This window comes from [Bacillus] caldolyticus (genome assembly GCF_003595605.1).
GTDB classification, from domain to species: Bacteria; Bacillota; Bacilli; order Bacillales; family Anoxybacillaceae; genus Geobacillus; species Geobacillus thermoleovorans.
The window spans coordinates 691702-712505 of the sequence record NZ_CP025074.1 but is presented as its reverse complement, the minus strand read 5'-3'; the positions used below and the strand labels follow the sequence as shown (position 1 = coordinate 712505).

At 55.7% G+C, this 20804-nt stretch carries 16 protein-coding genes; 15 read left to right on the top strand and 1 reads right to left on the bottom strand.

Annotated features, from left to right (window positions below):
• Nucleotides 1-209: 209 nt before the first annotated feature.
• The 4 genes from CWI35_RS03705 to CWI35_RS03690 all read left to right on the top strand — a co-directional run bounded on the left by CWI35_RS03705 (nt 210) and on the right by CWI35_RS03690 (nt 6707).
• Nucleotides 210-758: an outer spore coat protein CotE gene (locus CWI35_RS03705; protein ID WP_011230804.1), complete on the top strand. Its 549-nt coding sequence runs from the start codon at nt 210-212 to the stop codon at nt 756-758.
• Between the two features lie 96 nt (nt 759-854).
• Nucleotides 855-3566 (top strand): DNA mismatch repair protein MutS, encoded by a 2712-nt coding sequence (gene mutS / locus CWI35_RS03700; protein WP_119877506.1) that lies wholly within the window; start codon nt 855-857, stop codon nt 3564-3566.
• A gap of 14 nt (nt 3567-3580) precedes the next feature.
• The gene (gene mutL / locus CWI35_RS03695) at nt 3581-5473 is read left to right on the top strand and encodes a DNA mismatch repair endonuclease MutL (protein ID WP_014195495.1); all 1893 of its coding nucleotides are present in this window, start codon (nt 3581-3583) and stop codon (nt 5471-5473) included.
• 208 nt (nt 5474-5681) lie between these two features.
• A complete protein-coding gene (locus tag CWI35_RS03690; protein WP_011230807.1) occupies nt 5682-6707 on the top strand; it encodes a C40 family peptidase in 1026 nt (341 codons plus the stop codon).
• Between the two features lie 11 nt (nt 6708-6718).
• Here CWI35_RS03690 and CWI35_RS18400 read toward each other — a convergent pair whose 3' ends face one another.
• Nucleotides 6719-7027 carry a hypothetical protein gene (locus tag CWI35_RS18400; protein ID WP_123961343.1) on the bottom strand — a complete coding sequence of 103 codons (309 nt, stop codon included), beginning with the start codon at nt 7025-7027 and terminating at the stop codon, nt 6719-6721.
• On the opposite strand from CWI35_RS18400, the gene CWI35_RS03680 reads away from it, so the two are divergent.
• From CWI35_RS03680 to CWI35_RS03630, 11 genes are all read left to right on the top strand, one after another.
• A complete protein-coding gene (locus CWI35_RS03680; RefSeq protein ID WP_011230809.1) occupies nt 6984-8333 on the top strand; it encodes an MDR family MFS transporter in 1350 nt (449 codons plus the stop codon). The genes CWI35_RS18400 and CWI35_RS03680 overlap by 44 nt on opposite strands.
• Nucleotides 8334-8548: 215 nt before the next feature.
• Complete coding sequence (locus CWI35_RS03675) at nt 8549-10246, top strand: methyl-accepting chemotaxis protein (RefSeq protein ID WP_025039094.1); 1698 nt, start codon at nt 8549-8551, stop codon at nt 10244-10246.
• 193 nt (nt 10247-10439) lie between these two features.
• Nucleotides 10440-11387 (top strand): tRNA (adenosine(37)-N6)-dimethylallyltransferase MiaA, encoded by a 948-nt coding sequence (miaA, locus tag CWI35_RS03670; RefSeq protein WP_119877505.1) that lies wholly within the window; start codon nt 10440-10442, stop codon nt 11385-11387.
• Between the two features lie 34 nt (nt 11388-11421).
• Nucleotides 11422-11649: an RNA chaperone Hfq gene (hfq, locus tag CWI35_RS03665; protein ID WP_011230812.1), complete on the top strand. Its 228-nt coding sequence runs from the start codon at nt 11422-11424 to the stop codon at nt 11647-11649.
• A gap of 335 nt (nt 11650-11984) precedes the next feature.
• The gene (spoVK, locus tag CWI35_RS03660) at nt 11985-12917 is read left to right on the top strand and encodes a stage V sporulation protein K (protein ID WP_011230813.1); all 933 of its coding nucleotides are present in this window, start codon (nt 11985-11987) and stop codon (nt 12915-12917) included.
• A 259-nt stretch (nt 12918-13176) separates the two neighbouring features.
• Nucleotides 13177-14751 (top strand): fatty acid--CoA ligase, encoded by a 1575-nt coding sequence (locus tag CWI35_RS03655; RefSeq protein ID WP_021322296.1) that lies wholly within the window; start codon nt 13177-13179, stop codon nt 14749-14751.
• A 25-nt stretch (nt 14752-14776) separates the two neighbouring features.
• Nucleotides 14777-15922 (top strand): acyl-CoA dehydrogenase family protein, encoded by a 1146-nt coding sequence (locus CWI35_RS03650; RefSeq protein WP_011230815.1) that lies wholly within the window; start codon nt 14777-14779, stop codon nt 15920-15922.
• Between the two features lie 14 nt (nt 15923-15936).
• Nucleotides 15937-17010 (top strand): CaiB/BaiF CoA transferase family protein, encoded by a 1074-nt coding sequence (locus CWI35_RS03645; RefSeq protein WP_011230816.1) that lies wholly within the window; start codon nt 15937-15939, stop codon nt 17008-17010.
• A 3-nt stretch (nt 17011-17013) separates the two neighbouring features.
• On the top strand, nt 17014-18633 hold the full coding sequence (locus CWI35_RS03640) for a long-chain fatty acid--CoA ligase (RefSeq protein WP_119877504.1): 1620 nt from the start codon (nt 17014-17016) through the stop codon (nt 18631-18633).
• Between the two features lie 14 nt (nt 18634-18647).
• Nucleotides 18648-19493: a 3-hydroxyacyl-CoA dehydrogenase family protein gene (locus tag CWI35_RS03635; protein WP_014195501.1), complete on the top strand. Its 846-nt coding sequence runs from the start codon at nt 18648-18650 to the stop codon at nt 19491-19493.
• A gap of 133 nt (nt 19494-19626) precedes the next feature.
• Nucleotides 19627-20778: a thiolase family protein gene (locus CWI35_RS03630; protein WP_173426828.1), complete on the top strand. Its 1152-nt coding sequence runs from the start codon at nt 19627-19629 to the stop codon at nt 20776-20778.
• Nucleotides 20779-20804 lie beyond the last annotated feature (26 nt).

Genomic DNA, 20804 nt, shown 5'->3' with positions numbered 1-20804 from the left:
AAAGCGTCCTTCGGGGCGCTTTTTTTCTTATGGGCGCGCTCTCCCTTTCCCCGAACCGCGGGCGGCTGCCTGGCGGCAAAAAAGAAGGCACATCGAACGGAGCAGGCGCATACAATGAACTATACGGAATAATGATTCATTTGCTGTGCACATTAGCGGAGATGGCGCATAGGATGAAATGAAGATTCATTTGAGGAGGGTTCCGTTCGATGTCTGAATACAGAGAAATTATTACGAAAGCCGTTGTCGGCAAAGGCCGCAAGTTTACACAATCGACCCATACGGTGACGGCGCCGAACCGCCCGTCAAGCATTCTCGGCTGCTGGATCATCAACCACCGTTATGAAGCGAAAAAATGCGATAAAACGGTCGAAATTCACGGCCATTATGACATCAACGTCTGGTATTCGTACAACCACAATACAAAAACCGAAGTCGTCACCGAAACGGTGTCGTATACGGACGTCGTCAAATTAAAATATCGCGACAAAGATAATTTAATCAGCGATGACACCGATGTCATCGTCCGCGTCATCCAGCAGCCGAACTGCCTCGAATGCACGATTTCGCCAAACGGCAATAAAATCGTTGTCGATGTTGAGCGGGAGTTTGTCGCCGAAGTGATCGGCGAAACGAAGGTGTGCGTTGCCATCAATCCGGAAGGATGCGGCAAGGACGACGATTTTTGCGACGAGGATGACCTTGATGAAGAATTAGAAGATTTAAGCCCAGATTTGCTGCTTGGCGAAGAAGAATAAAACTAGGAAATTTCTTTCCTAGTTTTTTCTTTTGCCGCTTGTTATAATAGTAGCGCAATCAACGAGCCTTCGGGCCGAAAAGGTTGGGGAGAAGCGATGCCATCGTACACACCGATGATCCAGCAATATTTGCACATTAAAGCGCAATATCCGGACGCGTTTTTATTTTTCCGGCTTGGCGATTTTTACGAACTGTTTTTTGACGACGCCATCAAGGCGGCGCAAGAGCTGGAAATTACATTAACAAGCCGCGATGGCGGCGGCGATGAACGGGTGCCGATGTGCGGGGTACCGTACCATTCGGCGCAAGGATATATTGAACAGTTAATCGAAAAGGGATATAAAGTCGCCATTTGCGAACAAGTCGAAGACCCGAAAACGGCCAAAGGCGTCGTTCGCCGCGAAGTTGTGCAGCTCATCACCCCAGGGACGCTCATGGAAGGCAAAGGGCTCACCGAGAAGGAAAACCACTACTTGGCGGCGCTCACGCCGTTTGCTGATGGTACATACGGATTGGCTTACGCCGATTTGTCGACCGGCGAGGTCCGGTTGACGCTTCTTTCTTCGTGGGAGGAAGCGGCAAACGAATTGCACGCCGTTGGAGCGCGGGAGATCATCGTTGCCACAGACAGCGGCGAAGAGTGGGTGCGCGAGCTGAAAGAGCGGTACGGGGCGGCGGTCTCTTATGAGGACGACACATCTCTATGCGACGAATGGAACGGCGTCATCGGCCATGTGGCGCAAGAAAAGCTGCGGCAGGCCGCAGCCCGCTTGCTTCATTACCTCGTCCGCACGCAAAAGCGGCGGCTCGATCATTTGCAGCCGGCTGAGTTGTATCAAGTTGACCACTATATGAAAATGGACCGACATTCCAAGCTGCATTTGGAATTGGTCGAAACGGTGCGGTCAAAAGGAAGGAAAGGCTCGTTGTTATGGCTTTTGGATGAAACGGTGACAGCGATGGGCGGGCGGCTCTTAAAACAATGGCTGGACCGGCCGCTCATTGATCGGCGCGAAATCGAACGGCGCCTCGATTTTGTGGAAACGTTGAAAACGAGCTATTTTGAACGGCAGGAGCTGCGCGACAGGCTGCGCGGCGTTTACGACATTGAGCGCCTTGTCGGCCGTGTCTCCTACGGCAACGCCAATGCCCGCGATCTCGTGCAGCTGAAAAAGTCGCTTCTTCAAGTGCCGGCGCTCCGCCAGACGGTCGGCGCACTGCCGCTCGCTGAAGCGGACAAGCTGTGCGAGCGCCTTGACCCGTGCGAAGAGCTCGTCGATTTGCTCGAGCGCTCGATTCAAGAACAGCCGCCGCTTTCCGTCAAAGAAGGGAACCTCATCAAAGACGGATATGACAAGCAGCTCGACCGCTACCGCGATGCGAGCCGCAACGGCAAAGCGTGGATCGCTGAACTTGAGGCGAAGGAGCGGGAAGCGACCGGCATCAAATCGCTCAAAGTCGGCTACAACCGAGTGTTTGGCTACTATATTGAAGTGACAAAGCCCAATCTCCCCCTTGTTCCGGAAGAACGTTACGAGCGGAAGCAGACGCTCGCCAACGCCGAGCGGTTTATCACCCCGGAGTTGAAGGAAAAAGAGGCGCTCATTTTGGAGGCGGAAGAAAAAAGCATCGAACTCGAATATGAACTGTTTGTCGCCATTCGCGAGCAGGTGAAGCAATACATCCCGCGCCTGCAGACGTTGGCGAAAGCCATTGCCGAGCTTGATGTGCTTCAATCATTCGCAACGATCAGCGACGAGTATCGCTACGTGCGTCCGCAGTTTTCCACGGAGCGCGTCTTGGTGATTCAAGGCGGCCGCCACCCGGTTGTCGAAAAAGTGCTCGGCGCGCAAATGTACGTGCCGAATGACTGCTACATGAACCGCGAGCGGGAAATGCTGCTCATCACTGGACCGAACATGGCTGGAAAAAGCACGTACATGCGGCAAGTGGCGCTCACCGCCGTCATGGCGCAAATCGGCTGTTTCGTTCCCGCCGAGCGGGCGGTGCTGCCCATTTTTGACCAAGTGTTCACCCGCATCGGCGCTGCTGACGACCTGTCGGCAGGACAAAGCACGTTTATGGTCGAAATGTTGGAGGCGCGCCACGCCATCGCTCATGCGACACAAAACAGCCTCATTTTGTTTGATGAAATCGGGCGCGGCACATCGACGTACGACGGCATGGCGCTCGCCCAGGCGATCATTGAGTACATTCACGACCATATCGGCGCGAAAACACTATTTAGCACCCACTACCATGAACTCACCGCCTTGGAGCGTTCGCTCCCGCGGCTTTCGAACGTCCATGCCCGCGCCATCGAGGAAAACGGCAAAGTCGTCTTTTTGCATCAAATCGCCGACGGGCCGGCCGACAAGAGCTACGGCATTCACGTCGCCGAACTGGCCGGGCTGCCGGCTTCGCTCATTGAACGCGCGCGGGCCATTTTAGCGGAACTGGAGAAAGCGGCGGGAAAACAGGAAGCCGCCGCAGGCAGGATGGACGATGGCGCTTTGGCGGAAGCGGGTTTGGCTTTTCAGGGGAACGAAGCGTTAGACGTCGGCAGCAAGGTTGAGCGCGAGAAGGCCTCCCGTCCGTCAGCCGGCGCGGCGCGGGAGGGCGTTTTGGCGGAAGCGGCGTTTGAGCAGCTGAGTATGTTTCCTGACCTTGCCCCGGCGCCTGTGGAGCCGCCTCTTTCAAACAAAGAGAAAAAGGCGCTCGCGGCGCTGAAAGAGATCAATTTGCTCGAGATGACGCCGCTTGAGGCGCTCAACAAACTGTATGAACTGCAAAAGCTCCTCAAGTAAAGGAGGGAGGCCCGATGGGACGCATCCGCAAGCTCGATGACCTGCTGGCAAACAAAATCGCCGCCGGCGAGGTCGTCGAGCGGCCGGCTTCGGTCGTCAAGGAGTTGGTGGAAAACGCCATTGATGCCCATAGTACGGTCATCAACATCGAGCTTGAAGAGGCGGGAATGGCGAAAATCCGCGTCATCGACAACGGCGACGGCATGGAGGAAGACGACTGCTTGCTCGCTTTTGAACGCCATGCGACAAGCAAAATTCATGACGAGCACGATTTGTTCCGCATCCGCACGCTCGGGTTCCGCGGTGAGGCGCTGCCGAGCATCGCTTCTGTATCCGAAGTGGAGCTGACGACCGGCACGGGCAGCGGACCGGGAACGAAGCTTGTGCTTCAAGGCGGCGCACTCGTCTCCCGCGAGCGGGCGGCGGGGCGCAAAGGAACGGATATTACCGTATCGAACTTGTTTTTCAACACCCCAGCGCGCTTGAAATATATGAAAACGATCCACACCGAGCTCGGCCATGCGGCCGACGTCGTCAACCGGCTAGCGCTCGCCCATCCGGACGTATCATTTCGCCTCCGCCACCAGGGCAAAACATTGCTTGCCACCAATGGCAGCGGCGATGTCCGGCACGTGCTCGCCGCTATTTACGGCGCCGAGACGGCGAGACAAATGATCCCCATTGAAGCGGAATCGCTCGATTTTACTATTCGCGGTTACATTTCGCCGCCGGACGTGACGCGCGCCTCGCGCAACTACATCTCGCTTGTTGTCAACGGCCGCTATGTGCGCAGCGTGCCGCTCATGAAAGCGATTGAAGCCGGCTACCATACGCTCTTGCCGATCGGCCGCTATCCGATTGTGTTTTTATCCATTGAAATGGATCCGGTGCTTGTCGATGTCAACGTCCATCCGGCAAAGCTCGAAGTCCGCTTTAGCAAGGAAGCAGAGCTGAATGAGCTCGTCACAGACGCCATCCGCCAGGCATTTCGCAAGCGGACGCTCATTCCGTCCGTATCTGCCGACAGCAAGATGGCAAAACCAAAGGCGGAGCAGGCGGCTTGGACGTTCACTCATCGCGTCCGCGAGCCGTCTGTCTTATCGAGCGACATCGGCGGCGGGGAAGATGCGACCGCCCCTCTTGCGCCGCTAACCGGTGACGCACCGGCTGAGCGGCCATCCGCGGCTGTGCAGACGGATGAATGTGGAATACCGGACGAACATGGGCCCGCTTTCGAGCGAAAGCAGGAGGAAGAGGAGGGAGAAGAGCGGTGCTCTCCCCGCTTGCCGACAGATGGGCAAGCGGAGGATAAAGCGGCGGCCGATCGCCTGCCGCCGCTTTATCCGATTGGACAATTGCATGGGACGTACATTTTGGCGGAGAACGAACATGGGCTGTATATGATCGATCAGCATGCGGCTCAAGAGCGGATCAACTATGAATATTTCCGGGAAAAACTCGGCGAAGCCACGAAGGAAGTGCAGGAGCTGCTCGTTCCGTTGATGTTTGAATATCCAGCCGACGAGTACGAGCGGATCGCCGCCTGCCGCGATGAGCTGGCGCGCTGCGGCGTGTTTCTTGAGCCGTTTGGGCCGCGGGCGTTTCTCGTTCGCTCCCATCCGACGTGGTTTCCGAAAGGGAGAGAAAGGGAAATCATCGAGGAAATGATCGAACAAGTGTTGGCGGCCAAAACGGTCGACATCAAGCAATTGCGCGAACAAGCGGCGATCTTAATGAGCTGCAAGCGCGCCATTAAAGCAAACCAACATTTGCGCCAGGATGAACTGTTCGCTTTGCTTGAGGCGCTGCGGCAGACAACGGACCCATTTACTTGTCCCCACGGCCGGCCGATCATCGTTCATTTTTCGACATATGAAATTGAAAAACTATTTAAACGGGTGATGTAGCCTGCGCCCCCTTTGCGCGACAAAGGGGGCGCTTTTTGTAATCGTTTTGTAATCTACTTTTATTCTTTCTGTTACAGACGGATTGCTTTGATTTTACTATAATGGCTCATGTGTAGGAATACGTGGTGAATTTTGTAGAGTGATAGCGAATTTTGGCTAAGCGGCTGGATAGATAAAGATCCATATCGACGTCATAGGGGGATGCAGCATGAAAAAGACGGTTGTATTGACAAGCACGTTGATCGGCTCGCTGTTGGCCGGCCACGCGGCATCGGCGGCGAGCTATACGGTGCAAAAAGGCGATACGCTTTGGAAGATTGCCCGGCAATCCGGCACGACGGTCGCAGCGTTAAAGCAAGAAAACGGTTTGTCTTCGGATTTGATTTTTCCCGGACAAGTATTGCGCGTCAATGAACCAAATAAATCAAACGAAACTTCTTCGAATACATATACGGTCGAGCCTGGTGATACGCTAAGCGGAATCGCCCGCAAGTTTAGCACGACTGTGGATGCGTTGCTCAAGCTTAATCCAAGCATTACGAACCCAGACTTCATTCGCGCCGGGCAGAAGCTGCAAGTAGCAGGGGAACAGGAACGTTCCAATACATACAATGTGCAGCCGGCAGCCGTGCCGACAAGCGGCCGGTATATCGTGCAGGCGGGGGATACGCTGCTTGAGATTGCGAACAAGTTTCAAACGACGGTCGACCGTCTATTGGCACTGAATCCGCAAATTACAAACCCGAACACCATCCGCATTGGCCAAGCCATTAAAGTGGCGGGCGGAACGACTGATGTCCGGGAGGCCAAGCAGCAAGTATCGGCCGCCAACTCGGCTGCCACTGAGTCGTCCGCATCGCTTGCCGACCGAATCATCGATATTGCGGAAAAATATTTAGGGGCGCGTTATTTGTACGGAGCAAGCCCGTCGCGCACCGATGTGTTTGACTGCTCATCGTTTACGATGCGCGTCTTCAGCGAAGCCGGCATTTCGCTGCCGCGCACATCCACCGCTCAAGCGCAAGCCGGAAGAACGGTGTCGTTTAACCAATTGCAAAAAGGCGATCTCGTCTTTTTTGACACCGATTCAAATGGGACGATCAACCATGTCGGCATTTACGCTGGCAACGGGCAAATGATCAACGCGACCGTTTCGTTGGGTGTTGCGTATTCGTCGCTGACGTCATCCTATTGGAAAACGCGGTATGTAAAAGCGGTTCGGGTCATCAACTAAATGAAAGACGATTAACGCAGCTGTTCGTGCGAAGCCTTAGGCGCTTCGGTGAACAGCTTTTTTGTTGTTCGTGCGAGTGAAAGCCGAATCCAACAAAGATGCAGGATGATGCCGCGGAAAAACGGGTTAGCGGTTTTGAGGCTTTCTGCTTTTAAGGCAACAAAAAACAGCAACAAGTACAAATAGTCCGGCTTTCTGGCGCGTATCATTTGGTGCCATGATGATTCATCATGTAAAATAAGATATTCATAGATGATCAAAAAGGAGGGCATTGGTATGAACAGCCGTCTGTCCGTGATGGTGAGCATTGTGCTGGCCATGCTCGTCGCCTCGATGGATACGACGATCATGAACACGACGATGCCGATCATCGCCAAAGAACTTGGGGGATTCTCCCTTTATGCATGGGCGTTTGCGTCATACATGATTACGACAACCGTCCTGTCACCGATTGCCGGCCGTCTGTCCGACCTGTTTGGCCGCAAAAACGTATTCAGCTTTGGCATCATTTTATTTTTGATTGGCTCGCTTCTTTGCGGTTTGTCGCAAAATATGGTGCAACTCGTCCTGTTCCGCGCCGTACAAGGGGTCGGCGCCGGGTTTATGATGCCGTTTCCGGCCATTATCGCCGGCGATTTGTTTCCGGTGGAAAAGCGCGGAAAGATCCAGGCGTTTTTTACCGCCATGTGGGGGATTTCCGCCGTCTTGGCGCCGCTTTTAGGCTCGCTGTTTGTCGAATACGCGACATGGCGCTGGATTTTTTATGTCAACATTCCCATTTGCCTGCTCTCGCTTGTGACGTTGTTTCCATATAAAGAAGTATATGAACCGAAGCGGGCGGCGGTTGACTATATGGGGGCGGTGTTATTTGCCGCCGCAGTCAGCCTGCTTTTGCTCGTCACTGTTGCGAAGCGCGGACAATGGTGGTACGGGGCGGCCGGTGCGCTCTTGCTTGTTGCGTTTTACTTTTTCGAAAAACGGCAGCCGTCTCCGCTCGTGCCGCTTTCACTTGTTCATCACCGCACGCTCAAATGGATGAACATTAACGGCTTTGTCAGCTGCGTCGCGCTGTTTGGCACGTCAAGCTACATTCCGCTCTTTTTGCAAAATGTTGCTCATTTATCGGTATTTATCAGCGGCGTCGCTTTGCTCGGCTCGTCCGTTGGTTGGATGATCGCCGCCGTGCCGGCCGGGAAATGGATTTTGCGCTATGGCTACCGTCCGCTTCTCATCATCGGCAATGTGCTGCTGGTTGCGTCCGGCTTGCTTCTGGCGCTGCTGAACGAAAGTCACGGGTTTTGGTATGTGTTTTTCGTCATGTTTGTCCAAGGGCTGTCGTTTGGGTTGACCTCGACCGTCGGCGTCATCGGCTCGCAGCAGCTTGCGGACGTCCATGAAAAAGGAATCGCGACGTCCTTTTTTATGTTTTGCCGCAATATCGGCACGGCGATCGGCGTGACCGTCATGGGAGCGTTTTTGACGAAGGCGCCGACGTTTATGACCGGCATCCATCATTTGTTTTTATTCGGCCTCATTGGCAGCATCGCCGCGCTTGTCACCTCGCTTTTCATTCATGATGAAGCCGAAACCGGCCGAAACACGTGGCAGCCGGAAGGAACGGCGTAAGGCGGGGAAGCGGCATGGGGGCGGCCGGTTTGCTCTCCTTGCGAGTTTACGGTGAAAGAGGAGGCTCATTGAGAAAATCCAGTTGATTTTCTCAATGAAGCAGGCCTTTTCATCAAAGATGGCGAAAGAGCCAAAAAAAAATACTAAACATTGGCTGTTATCATCCGATAATGTAGATGGAACAACATACTGATTCACAGACGGAGGACTTGCCAATGAACATGAAAATGACCGTGCGCAAAAAACTGCTGGCTGGCTTCGGCCTCGTCTACGTGTTGATCGCGCTGCTAGTCGGGTTTTCTTATTACGAAATTTCGACTCTTGACCGTACATACACCGATGTGATCGACAAACGGGTGACGAAGCTTGTCAATGCCAAAGAGCTTGAAGTATTGATCCGCCGCGAGGTCGGCAGCATGCGCGGCTATTTGTTGACCGGCGATGAGACGTCAAGGAAAAATTTTGAAAAAGCGCATGGGGAGTACAAGAAAATAAGCGAAAAGCTTGCGGCGGAGCTGACGCGGGAAGAAACGAAACAGTTGCTTGCCGAGCTCGATTTGCTTGAACAGCAGTTTTACGAACTTGGGCAAAAAACGTTCGACCTAAAAGCGCAAAACAAACCGGAGCAGTACATCGCCCTTGTGACCACAACAGGGCGCGACTTAACAACCCAATTTGATGAAAAGGTGAATCAATTGGTCGCTCTCCAGCAGCGGGAAATGAAGGAAGCTAATGATGATGCGAGCGCATCGGCGGCTGCGGTCCAGCGGCTGATCATCATCGTCGGCTTGTTGACGGCGGCGGCTGGAGCGACCGTCAGCTATTACATCAGCCGCTCGCTTTCCCGCCCGCTATTGGCGCTGTCGGAAGCGGCGAAGCGGATCGCCGCCGGCGATTTGACGGACGGGCGGCTCTCGGTTCGCAACCGCGATGAAATTGGCGCACTCGCCGCTTCGTTTGAGCAAATGGCGAAAAACTTGCGCGAAGTGCTCCAAGAAGTGGCGCAAAACGCCGAGCAAGTCGCCGCTTCGTCGGAGGAGCTGGCAGCGAGCGCCGAACAGACGAGCAAGGCGACCGAGCAAATCGCCATGACGATTCAGGGCGTTGCTTCCGGCATGGACAAGCAAATGCAAAGCGTGGAAGAAACGTCCGCCGCCGTCGATTCGATGTCTGAGAGAATCGAGCAAATTTCCGGACGGGCGCAAAGCGTGTCCGCCATCGCTGCTGAGGCGTCAAGACAAGCGGCTGAGGGAGGGCAAACGATCGAGGCGGGCGTTGCGCAAATGAACAAAGTCAACGATACGGTCGAGCGGCTGGCTGACCTCATTAAAGGGCTTGGCCACCGTTCCGAGCAAATCGGCTCGATCATCGAAGCAATCCGCAGCATCGCGGCGCAGACGAACTTGCTCGCCTTAAACGCCGCCATTGAGGCGGCGCGCGCCGGCGAGCACGGGCGCGGCTTTGCCGTCGTTGCTGACGAAGTGCGGAAGCTCGCCGAGCAATCGGCCCAATCGGCCCAGCAAATCGCGGAATTGATCGCTGCCATTCAAGAAGAAACGGTCCATGCCGTCCAATCGATGGAGTCGGTCGTCAACGAAGTGACGGCCGGAACGAACGTCATTCGCGCCTCGGGAGAAATGTTCGCCCGCATTCGCGCCGCCGTGGACGAAGTTGCGGCGCAAATCCGCGACGTATCCACCGCGGTCAGCGACATGGTCTCTTCTTCGGAGCAAATGGTGCGCTCCGTCCGGCTTGTCGCCGACGTGGCCGAGTCGACATCGGCCGGTGCGCAGGAGGTGTCGGCGGCGACCGAGGAACAGCTGGCCTCGATGGAGGAAATTTCAGCTTCGGCCGCGTCGCTCTCGAAAATGGCGGACGATTTGCAGGCGATTGTCAACAAGTTTTCATTATGATGAGCGCCTTTTATGGCGTTCATTTTTTTCCATATGGTTATGGCGAAAGGGAAGAAAGGCGATTTTTCGCGCTGCCATGTATAAAACGATTTGTGGATGGCGAAAACGTATGAAAGAAATGGTTCCATGCACAGCTGTTTTTATGTATAATGATGGTTGACACAAGTCCCACAACAGAAAGCAGTGACGCGCTATGGCTGAAAAAGTCGCCGTCATCGTCGGGCCGACGGCGGTCGGCAAAACGAAGCTCGGCATCGCGTTGGCGAAAAAGCTGGGCGGAGAGGTCATCAGCGGCGATTCGATGCAAATTTATAAAGGGATGGACATTGGCACGGCGAAAGTGAAGCCCGATGAGATGGAAGGAATCCCGCATCATTTGCTGGACATCAAAGAGCCGTGCGAACCGTTTTCCGTCGTCGAATTTCAGCGGCTTTGCCGTGCGCTCATCACCGAGATTTCGGCGCGCGGCCGGCTGCCGATCATCGTCGGCGGCACCGGGCTGTACATTCAGGTAGCCCTTTACGATTACCAATTTTCCGCCGCCCCTTCCGACGAAGCGTACCGCCGGGCGCTCAAACAGCTGGCGGCCGAGCAAGGAGCCGAAGCGCTTCACCGGCGGCTTGAGGCGGTTGATCCAATAAGTGCGGCCCGCATTCATCCGCACAACATCCGCCGCGTCATCCGCGCCTTAGAAGTGTATCATTGCACTGGAAAGCCGTTCAGCGAGTGGCAGCAAGGGCAGTCAAAGCGGCTTTTGTATGAGGCGGCCATCGTTGGCTTGACGGCGGAGCGGGAGGCGCTTTACCGCCGCATCAACGAGCGGGTCGATGAGATGATCGCCGCAGGGTTGATCGAAGAGGCGAGGGCGCTTTATGACCGCGGCCTGCGCGACTGCCAGGCGGTGCAAGCCATCGGCTACAAGGAGCTGTACGACTATTTTGACGGCCGCGTTTCCCTTGATGAAGCGATCGAGCAGCTGAAACAAAATTCGCGCCGCTATGCGAAACGGCAACTCACTTGGTTTCGCAACCAAATGCCGGTGAAATGGTTTGACATGACCGACGCTGGGCAGTTCGCCGCCAAGGTGGAGGAAATTTCTCGCTATGTAGCAGGAAAGCTTCAACTTGAAGCGAATATATAATTATATCCTTAGAGAGAAAAGAGGAGGACGTTTGATGAAAAATACGATCAATATTCAAGACCAGTTTTTAAACCAGCTGCGCAAAGAGGGCATTCAAGTGACCGTCTTCTTATTGAACGGCTTCCAACTGCGCGGATACATTAAAGGGTTTGACAACTTCACCGTACTTTTGGAAGTGCAAGGAAAACAACAGCTCATTTACAAGCACGCCATTTCGACGTTTGCGCCGGAGCGGAACATCCATTTTGAAACCGAACAGTAAGACCGACGGTACATACGCCGCCGAAAAAAGGCGCCTTCCTTCGCGGAGGGCGCCTTTTGCCATTTCCCGTTTTCCTTCCGCGCCCGCTATTTGATCGACAAGCTCCTGCGTCACCCGAAGGGAAGTGAGGGACGAGGTGAATTCAGATGCGTAAACCGCCGCTTTTGTGAATAAACATATACAAACTTTTTCCGCTATAGCCGACCCGCTGTTCGTTTGGGCGATTGTCACGGATCGGCGGTGGCGTACGTATACTAGTAACGAAAAGGCAAGGCGTCAAAAGCCAAGTCGGAACGGGTGCGGATGGCAGAAAACGGGAAGCGAGGTGACGCCCCTTGTCAGAATTGACGATGAACAAGGCGAAAGGGCAAATCAACATCGTGTTGAACTCCAAAACGGTAAACCATTTAGTGAAAGAAGAGAGAAACGACTGGCTCGATGGCGAAGAGCATCAGGCGCTCCGCAATATTCAAAAGGAGCTTGATCAGCTGATCGGCCTTGATCATGTCAAAAAAATCATCAAGGAAATTTACGCCTGGCTGTACATCAACCGGCTGCGCAAGGAGAACGGCTTAAAGGCCAACCGCCAGGCGCTCCATATGATTTTCAAAGGCAATCCCGGCACCGGCAAAACGACGGTGGCGCGCTTGCTCGGCAAGCTGTTTTTTGAGATGAACGTGCTGTCCAAAGGGCATTTCATCGAGGCGGAGCGGGCCGATTTGGTCGGAGAGTACATCGGGCATACGGCGAGCAAAACGCGCGATTTGATCAAAAAAGCGCGCGGCGGAATTTTGTTCATCGATGAAGCGTATTCGCTCGCCCGCGGCGGGGAAAAAGATTTCGGCAAAGAAGCGATTGATACGCTTGTCAAAGGAATGGAAGACTATTGCGACGACTTGGTTGTGATTTTGGCCGGCTATCCGAAAGAAATGGACTATTTTTTGTCGTTAAATCCTGGCTTGCCGTCGCGCTTTCCTCTCACGATCGAGTTTCCCGATTACACGGTCGAGGAGCTTGTGCAAATCGCCAAGCAAATGCTGCGCGAACGCGAGTATGAAATGACGCCGGAAGCGGAGCGGAAACTGTACATTCATCTCGAAGGGACGCTGGAAGCGACCGGCCGCCTCAAGTTCAGCAACGGCCGCTATGTGCGCAACTTAATCGAAAAAGCGATCCGCAAGCAGGCGGTCCGCCTTCTTCATGAAGGGCGCTACGACAAAAAAGAGCTGATGACGATCCGTGACCGCGATTTAGTGATTCATGCTTGAACGCTCTCCCACCTACGCTCACGCGTGGAAGTGGGGGTCTTCTCGGCGCGAGATGATAAAAAAGCCAAGGAGGCTCCTCTTTCTTTTTCTTGTCGAAAGAAAGAGGTCTTCCTTTCTTTTTTGTGCCGCAAAAAAGAGGAATGCGATCAAAAAGAGCGAATACATAAACAGCGGGGGCATCATACACCTATTTATCTGAATTATCTGTCTAGTGGATCTGCACGCCCTGCGTCCATTCGGAGAAAAGGGGGAAAGGCGCTTGTACATGACGATTGGGGAGATGTTTTCCCAGACAGTGCGAAAGTTTCCAAACCGGGAGGCGGTCGTCGACGCGGCGACCGGACGCCGCTATACGTACGCCGAATGGGAGAGGGAAGTGAACCGGTGGGCGAACGCGTTTTTGGAAGCGGGCGTCCGCAAAGGAGATCGCGTTTCGACGGTGCTGTACAATACGCTTGAGCTCGCGACCGCCTTGTTTGCCTGCGCCAAAATCGGCGCGGTGTTCAATCCGATCAACTTTCGGCTGAGGGCGGAAGAAATCGCCTATATTTTGACGGACGCCGAGCCGAAAATCGTGCTGTTTGAACGGGCGGTGGAACCGGAACTTGCCGCGATTCACAGCCGTTTCCCGCACGTGTCATTTTGGTCGATCGACCGCGATCCGCCGCCGTTTGCCAAAAACGCTCACGAGCAGGCCGCGCGGGCCCTAGGGGAAGCGCCGCGTGTTCATGTGGATGAGAGCGATCTTTATGCCATTATGTATACAAGCGGCACAACTGGGCGTCCAAAAGGAGTGATGCACCGTCACCGCGACATGATCGAGCAAAGCGTCATTTGCCATGGCGTCATGCGCATCCGCGAGACGGATCGCGGGCTGGCGGCAGCGCCGCTGTTCCATTGCGCCGAGCTGCATTGCTGCTTGCTGCCGCGCGTGCATGCCGGAGCGGCGAGCGTCATTTTGCACCATTTTGACGCCAAGCTCGTGCTTGAAACGATCGAACGGGAGCGGATTACGATCATGTTTGGAGCCCCGACGATGTGGAACATGATCTTGCAGGAGAATGTAAGCGGTTACGATTTATCTTCGCTTCGCCTCGGCCTATACGGCGCCGCTCCGATGGCTCCAGCGCTTGTCAGGCAATGCCAAGAGCAGCTCGGCATCGAGCTGATTCAAGCGTACGGCATGACGGAAATGGGGCCGGCGGTGACGTTTTTGTTGGAAGACGAGCAGCTGAAAAAAGCCGGTTCCGCTGGACGCGCCTGCCTGAACCATGAGATCCGCGTCGTCCGTGCGCGTGAAGACGGGCCGTCCGACCCAGACGATGTGCTGCCGCCATATGAAGTCGGTGAAATTGTGATGCGCGGGCCGTGCATGATGGCTGGCTACTACAAGCGCGAGGAAGCGACGGAAAAAGCGTTGTACAAAGGTTGGTATCATTCCGGCGACCTCGGCTACCTTGATGAAGACGGCTACTTGTATGTCGCCGACCGGGTCGATGACATGGTGATCAGCGGCGGGGAAAACGTCTATCCGCGCGAAGTCGAGGACGTGTTGTACGAGCATCCGAAAGTGCTCGATGTCGCTGTGCTCGGTGAGCCGGACGAGTTGTGGGGCGAAAAAGTCGTCGCCTTCGTGGTCAAAAAAGATGACCTCCTGACCGCCGATGAGCTCGAGCAGTTTTGCAAAACGAGCGACCGCCTCGCTCCGTACAAACGTCCGCGCGCCTACTATTTCATCGATGCCCTGCCGCGCAACGCGAGCGGGAAAATCCAAAAGTTTTTGCTGCGCGAACAGCTGAAAAAACAGGCGACGGGCGGAACAGAGAAAAAGTGACCGAACAGAAGAGAGGGATGAACGGGTGACGGCTCGCTATTTGCGTGAGGAGCACCATATGTTCCGCGCGGCGTTTCGCAAGTTTTTGGAAAAAGAAGCGTACCCGCATTATAACGATTGGGAGAAGCGCGGCATCATTCCGCGTTCGTTTTGGGCGAAGATGGGCGAGAACGGCTTTCTTTGCCCGTGGGTCGATGAGAAGTATGGGGGTCTAAACGCCGATTTTGCCTACTCAGTCGTCATCAATGAAGAACTGGAAAAAGTCGGATCGAGCCTCGTCGGCATCGGCCTGCACAACGACATCGTCACGCCGTATATCGCATCGTACGGAACCGAGGAGCAAAAACAAAAATGGCTGCCAAAATGCGTCACCGGCGAGCTCATCACGGCGATCGCCATGACCGAGCCGGGGGCGGGTTCGGATTTGGCCAACATTTCGACAACGGCAGTAAAAGACGGTGACTACTACATCGTCAACGGACAAAAAACGTTTATCACGAACGGCATTCATGCCGACTTGATCGTCGTCGCCTGCAAAACCGACCCGCAGGCAAAGCCGCCGCACCGCGGCATCAGCCTGCTCGTCGTGGAGCGGGATACGCCGGGGTTTACGCGCGGTCGGAAGCTCGAGAAAGTCGGGCTGCACGCCCAAGATACCGCCGAACTGTTTTTCCAAGATGCGAAAGTGCCGGCATATAATTTGCTCGGCGAGGAAGGAAAAGGTTTTTACTATTTGATGGAAAAGCTCCAGCAGGAGCGGCTCGTTGTCGCCATTGCCGCACAAACGGCGGCGGAAGTGATGTTTTCCTTGACGAAGCAATATGTCAAACAGCGCACGGCGTTCGGCAAACGGGTGAGCGAGTTTCAGACCGTCCAGTTCCGCCTTGCCGAGATGGCGACGGAAATCGCCCTTGGCCGCACGTTTGTCGACCGCGTCATTGAAGAGCATATGGCGGGAAAACAGATCGTCACGGAAGTGTCGATGGCGAAATGGTGGATTACCGAGATGGCAAAACGTGTCGCAGCCGAGGCGATGCAGCTGCACGGCGGTTATGGTTATATGGAAGAATATGAGATCGCCCGGCGCTATCGCGACATTCCCGTAAGCGCCATTTACGCTGGGACGAACGAGATGATGAAAACAATCATCGCCCGGCAGCTAGATTTGTAGAGAGAGGGAAAGATATGCTTCGTGGCATTGTAGTCGTTGATTTTTCCCATTACTTGCCGGGCCCATTTGCCAGCTGGCGGCTCGCCCAGCTCGGAGCAGAAGTCATCAAAATTGAGCCCCCATCCGGCGATCGGCTGCGCCCGTTCGCCGAGGGCCGGTTGTTTGCCGCCTATAACGCCGGCAAAAAAAGCATCGGGTTGGATTTAAAAACGGACGCGGGTCGCGAGCAAGCCCGGCGGCTCGCCGCCCGCGCCGATGTAGTGATCGAAAGCTTCCGCCCCGGGGTGATGGCGCGGCTTGGGCTCGGTTATGACGATATGTGCCGCATGAACGAACAAATCATCTATTGCTCGATCAGCGGCTTCGGTCAACAGAGCAGCCGCTCATTGCTTGGCAGCCATGATTTAAACTATATGGCGCTCTCCGGCTTGCTTGCGCAGCTGGCCGATGAACGCGGCCGCCCGGTTCATCCGAAGATCACGCTTGCCGATTTTATCGGCGGCATGGCGGCGGCCGAGCGCATTTTGGCTGCCCTCTTTGCACGCGAGCGAACCGGCAAAGGCGCCCATCTTGATGTTTCGCTTGTCGATGGCTTGGCAGCGATGATGGCTGGCCATTTTGCCATTGAACACGGCGGTGGGCCGAAGACCGGTCTTTCCGAGTTGTCTGGGGAGGTGGTGTGCTACCAGCTGTATGAGACAAAAGACGGCCGTTATATGAGTTTAGCGGCGCTCGAGCCGCACTTTTGGCAGCGGTTTTGCGAGGCGGTCGGCCATCCGGAATGGACGGAGGCGCAATGGGCGCCGGCGCGATCGGGGGAAGCCGTATATGACGAGCTCGCCGCCTTGTTCCGTGAAAAGACATTGGATGAGTGGAGCGCGTTCGCCGAAGCGGTCGACGTCTGCCTTGCCCCGGTGCTGGAGACGGGTGAGGCGAAGGCGCTGTTTGCTGACAGCCGGCTCCGCCATCTCGTTCGGCTGCAGCCGGGCGGCGCATGGACGGCCGCACATGGGCCGGACGGCCAATGGGGCGGCGGGGAGCCGCCTAAAGTCAATGAACATGCGCATTTGGTAAAGGGGGAGGAATGACCGATGATGAAAACACCGTTAAACATTTCCATGATGCTTGAGCGGGCGGAGTTGTTTTTCCCAAAAAAGCAAGTCGTTTCGCGCATGAAAGGAGGCGTCGTCCGCCATACATACAAGGAGATCGGCGAGCGGACGCGCAGGCTGTCAAGCGTGTTGAAGCGGCTCGGGGTGGAAGTCGGCGACCGCGTTGGCACGTTCGCTTGGAACCATCACCGCCATTTGGAAGCGTATTTTGCCATTCCCGGCATCGGGGCGGTGCTCCATACGATCAACATCCGCCTCTCGCCGCAGCATATCTCTTACATCATCAACCACGCCGATGACCGTGTGCTGCTGATCGATGATGATTTGCTGCCGGCAATTGAAGCGATCAAGGACGAGATCCCGAACGTACGCGCTTTCATCGTCATGACCGATGCCGACGAGCTGCCGGAAACAACGTTGTCGCCAGTGTACCATTACGAGAAACTGCTTGCCGAGGGCGATCCAACATTTCCGTTCTTGAAAGACCTCGATGAATACCAACCGGCTGGTATGTGTTATACGTCGGCGACAACGGGAAATCCAAAAGGAGTTGTGTATACCCACCGCAGCACCGTTTTGCACGCGATGGCGTTAGGGCTGGCTGATACGCAAGGACTGTGCGAGCGCGATGTCGTCATGCCGGTCGTACCGATGTTCCATGTCAACGCGTGGGGGCTGCCGTTTGCCGCCACTTGGTTCGGTTCGACGATCGTTATGCCGGGACCGGCGTTTACGCCGAAAGTGCTTGCCGAGCTGATTGACTCCGAACGGGTGACGATCACCGCCGGCGTGCCGACGGTTTGGCTCGGGCTGTTGCAAGAGTTGGAGAAAGGAAACTATGACGTCAGCAGCCTGACGCGTGTCATTTGCGGCGGTTCAGCCGCGCCGAAAGGGATCATCCGTGCGTTTGAAGAAAAATACGGCATTCCGTTCATTCACGCGTACGGCATGACGGAAACGAGCCCGCTTGTGCTTGTCTCACGCCCGAAAAGCTATCAAGACGGGCTGTCGTACGAGGAGAAACTGGACATTCGCGCCAAGCAAGGGCTGCTTGCTCCAGGGCTTGAGATGAAAGTGATCGGCCAAAACGGGCCGGTTCGTTGGGACGGGCAGGAAATGGGCGAGCTTTGCTTGCGCGGGCCGTGGATTGCTGCCGAATACTACAACGACGACCGGACGAAAGACGCGTTCCGCGACGGTTGGCTGCATACCGGCGATGTCGTCACCGTGGACGAAGAAGGGTTTGTGAAAATTGTCGACCGGACGAAGGATGTCATTAAAAGCGGCGGCGAATGGATTTCATCGGTTGATTTGGAGAATGCGCTCATGGCCCATGAGGCGGTGTTCGAAGCGGCGGTCGTCGCTGTGCCGCATCCGAAATGGCAAGAGCGCCCGATTGCCTGCGTCGTGCTGAAAGAAGGCAAAAGCGTGACAAAAGAAGAGCTGTACGACTTTTTGCGCCCGCAGTTTACGAAATGGTGGCTGCCGGATGACATTGTGTTTCTCGATGAAATTCCGAAAACGAGCGTCGGCAAATTTTTAAAGAGAAAACTGCGCGATGAGATGGCAGCGCGCTATGCCGATGCGGCGAAGGAGTAAAGGAGGCGGACACCGTGGCAGAAACGATTGCAGTCATCGGCGCCGGGGTGATGGGAAGCGGCATCGCGCAAACGGCGGCGATGGCGGGAAAAACGGTGTATTTATATGACGTGTCCGAAGCGGCCTTGCAAAATGGGCTCGCTTCGGCGGAAAAAAGCTTGCGCCGCTTTGTCAAAACCGGCGGGCTGTCCGAGCCGGAAGCGCGAGCGGCGCTCGGGCGCATCCGCTCGACCGTCGATTTGGCCGAAGCGGTGCGCGGGGCGGATGTCGTCATCGAAGCCGTGCCGGAAAACTTGGCGCTGAAAAAAGACGTGTTTCAGCAGCTTGATCAATTGGCGAAGCCGGACGCCATTTTAGCGACCAACACATCCGAGCTGAGCGTCACGGCGCTTGCCGCCGCGACCAACCGGCCGGAGAACGTCATCGGCATGCATTGGTTCAATCCGGCGCCAGTGATGAAGTTGATCGAAATTGTGAAAGGTGAGACGACTTCCGACGACACAGTCGACGCCATCCGTCGGCTGTCTGTGGAGCTTGGCAAAGAAACGGTCGTCGTGAAAGACCGGCAAGGGTTTGTGACGACACGGGCGCTTGCCGCCCATATGATTGAATGCATCCGCATGTACGAAGAAGGAGTTGCTTCCGCTGAGGATATCGACAAAGCGGTGCGGCTTGGCCTCAATTATCCGATGGGGCCGCTGGAGCTGGCCGACATGGTCGGGCTTGATACGCTCTTGTTTGTGAGTGAAAACATGACGGAAGCATACGGCGACCGGTTCCGGGCGCCGCAGCTTTTGCGCAAGCTCGTTGAAGCCGGGCATTTAGGGCGGAAGACGGGGAAAGGGTTTTACACGTATTGAGCAGCGCTCGCCGTCCATCTGATGCCGCGCGCCAACAAGCGCTTAAAGAGCGCCCGCTTTCGCCCGTGCGGAAGCGCCCGAATAGGCAAGGCAACGAAGAAATCACGAAAGTAGAGCAAAAGGAGGAAGTTGCATGGTGCGTGAAGCGGTCATTGTCGAAGCGGTCAGGACGCCGGTCGGCAAGCGGAACGGCGTCTTCCGGGACGTTCATCCGGTCCATTTGGCCGCGGTGGTGCTCGATGAAGTCGTGCGCCGGGCCGGCATGGACAAAGGGGCGGTGGAAGACATCGTCATGGGCTGCGTGACGCCGGTCGCCGAACAAGGGTACAACATCGGCCGGCTGGCGGCGCTTGAGGCCGGATTCCCGATCGAAGTGCCGGCAGTGCAAATCAACCGAATGTGCGGCTCGGGGCAGCAGGCGATTCATTTCGCCGCCCAGGAAATCCGCTCCGGCGATATGGATGTCACGATCGCCGCCGGGGTCGAAAGCATGACGAAAGTGCCGATTTTAAGCGATGGCAACGAGCGGACGATTCCGCCGTCGCTGCATGAAAAATACGAATTCATCCACCAAGGCGTCTCGGCTGAGCGGATCGCCAAAAAATACGGCCTAACGCGCGAGGAGCTTGACGCCTACGCGTACGAAAGCCATCAACGCGCCTTGGCGGCCTTGCGCGAAGGGAAGTTTCGCGCGGAAATCGTCCCGGTGAAAGGGCTTGACCGCGATGGCCGCGAAATCCTTGTCACCGATGATGAAGGGCCGCGGGCCGATACATCGCCGGAAGCGCTCGCCGCGCTCAAGCCGGTGTTTCAAGAAGACGGTCTCATCACCGCTGGCAATGCGAGCCAAATGAGCGACGGGGCGGCCGCTGTGCTTTTGATGGAACGGGAGGCGGCGAGGCGGTTCGGACTGAAGCCGAAAGCGCGCATTGTCGCGCAAACGGTCGTCGGCTCCGACCCGACGTATATGCTCGATGGCGTCATTCCGGCGACGAGGCAAGTGCTGAAAAAAGCCGGCCTCTCGATCGATGACATCGACCTCATTGAAATCAACGAAGCGTTCGCCCCGGTCGTGCTCGCCTGGCAAAAAGAAATCGGCGCTCCGCTTGAGAAGGTGAATGTCAACGGCGGCGCCATTGCGCTTGGCCATCCGCTCGGCGCCACCGGTGCGAAGCTCATGACGTCGCTTGTTCATGAACTTGAACGGCGCGGCGGCCGCTATGGGCTATTGACGATTTGCATCGGCCACGGGATGGCGACGGCCACGATCATCGAGCGGGAGTAAGAGCAACGCGTGGAAAAAACATTTGT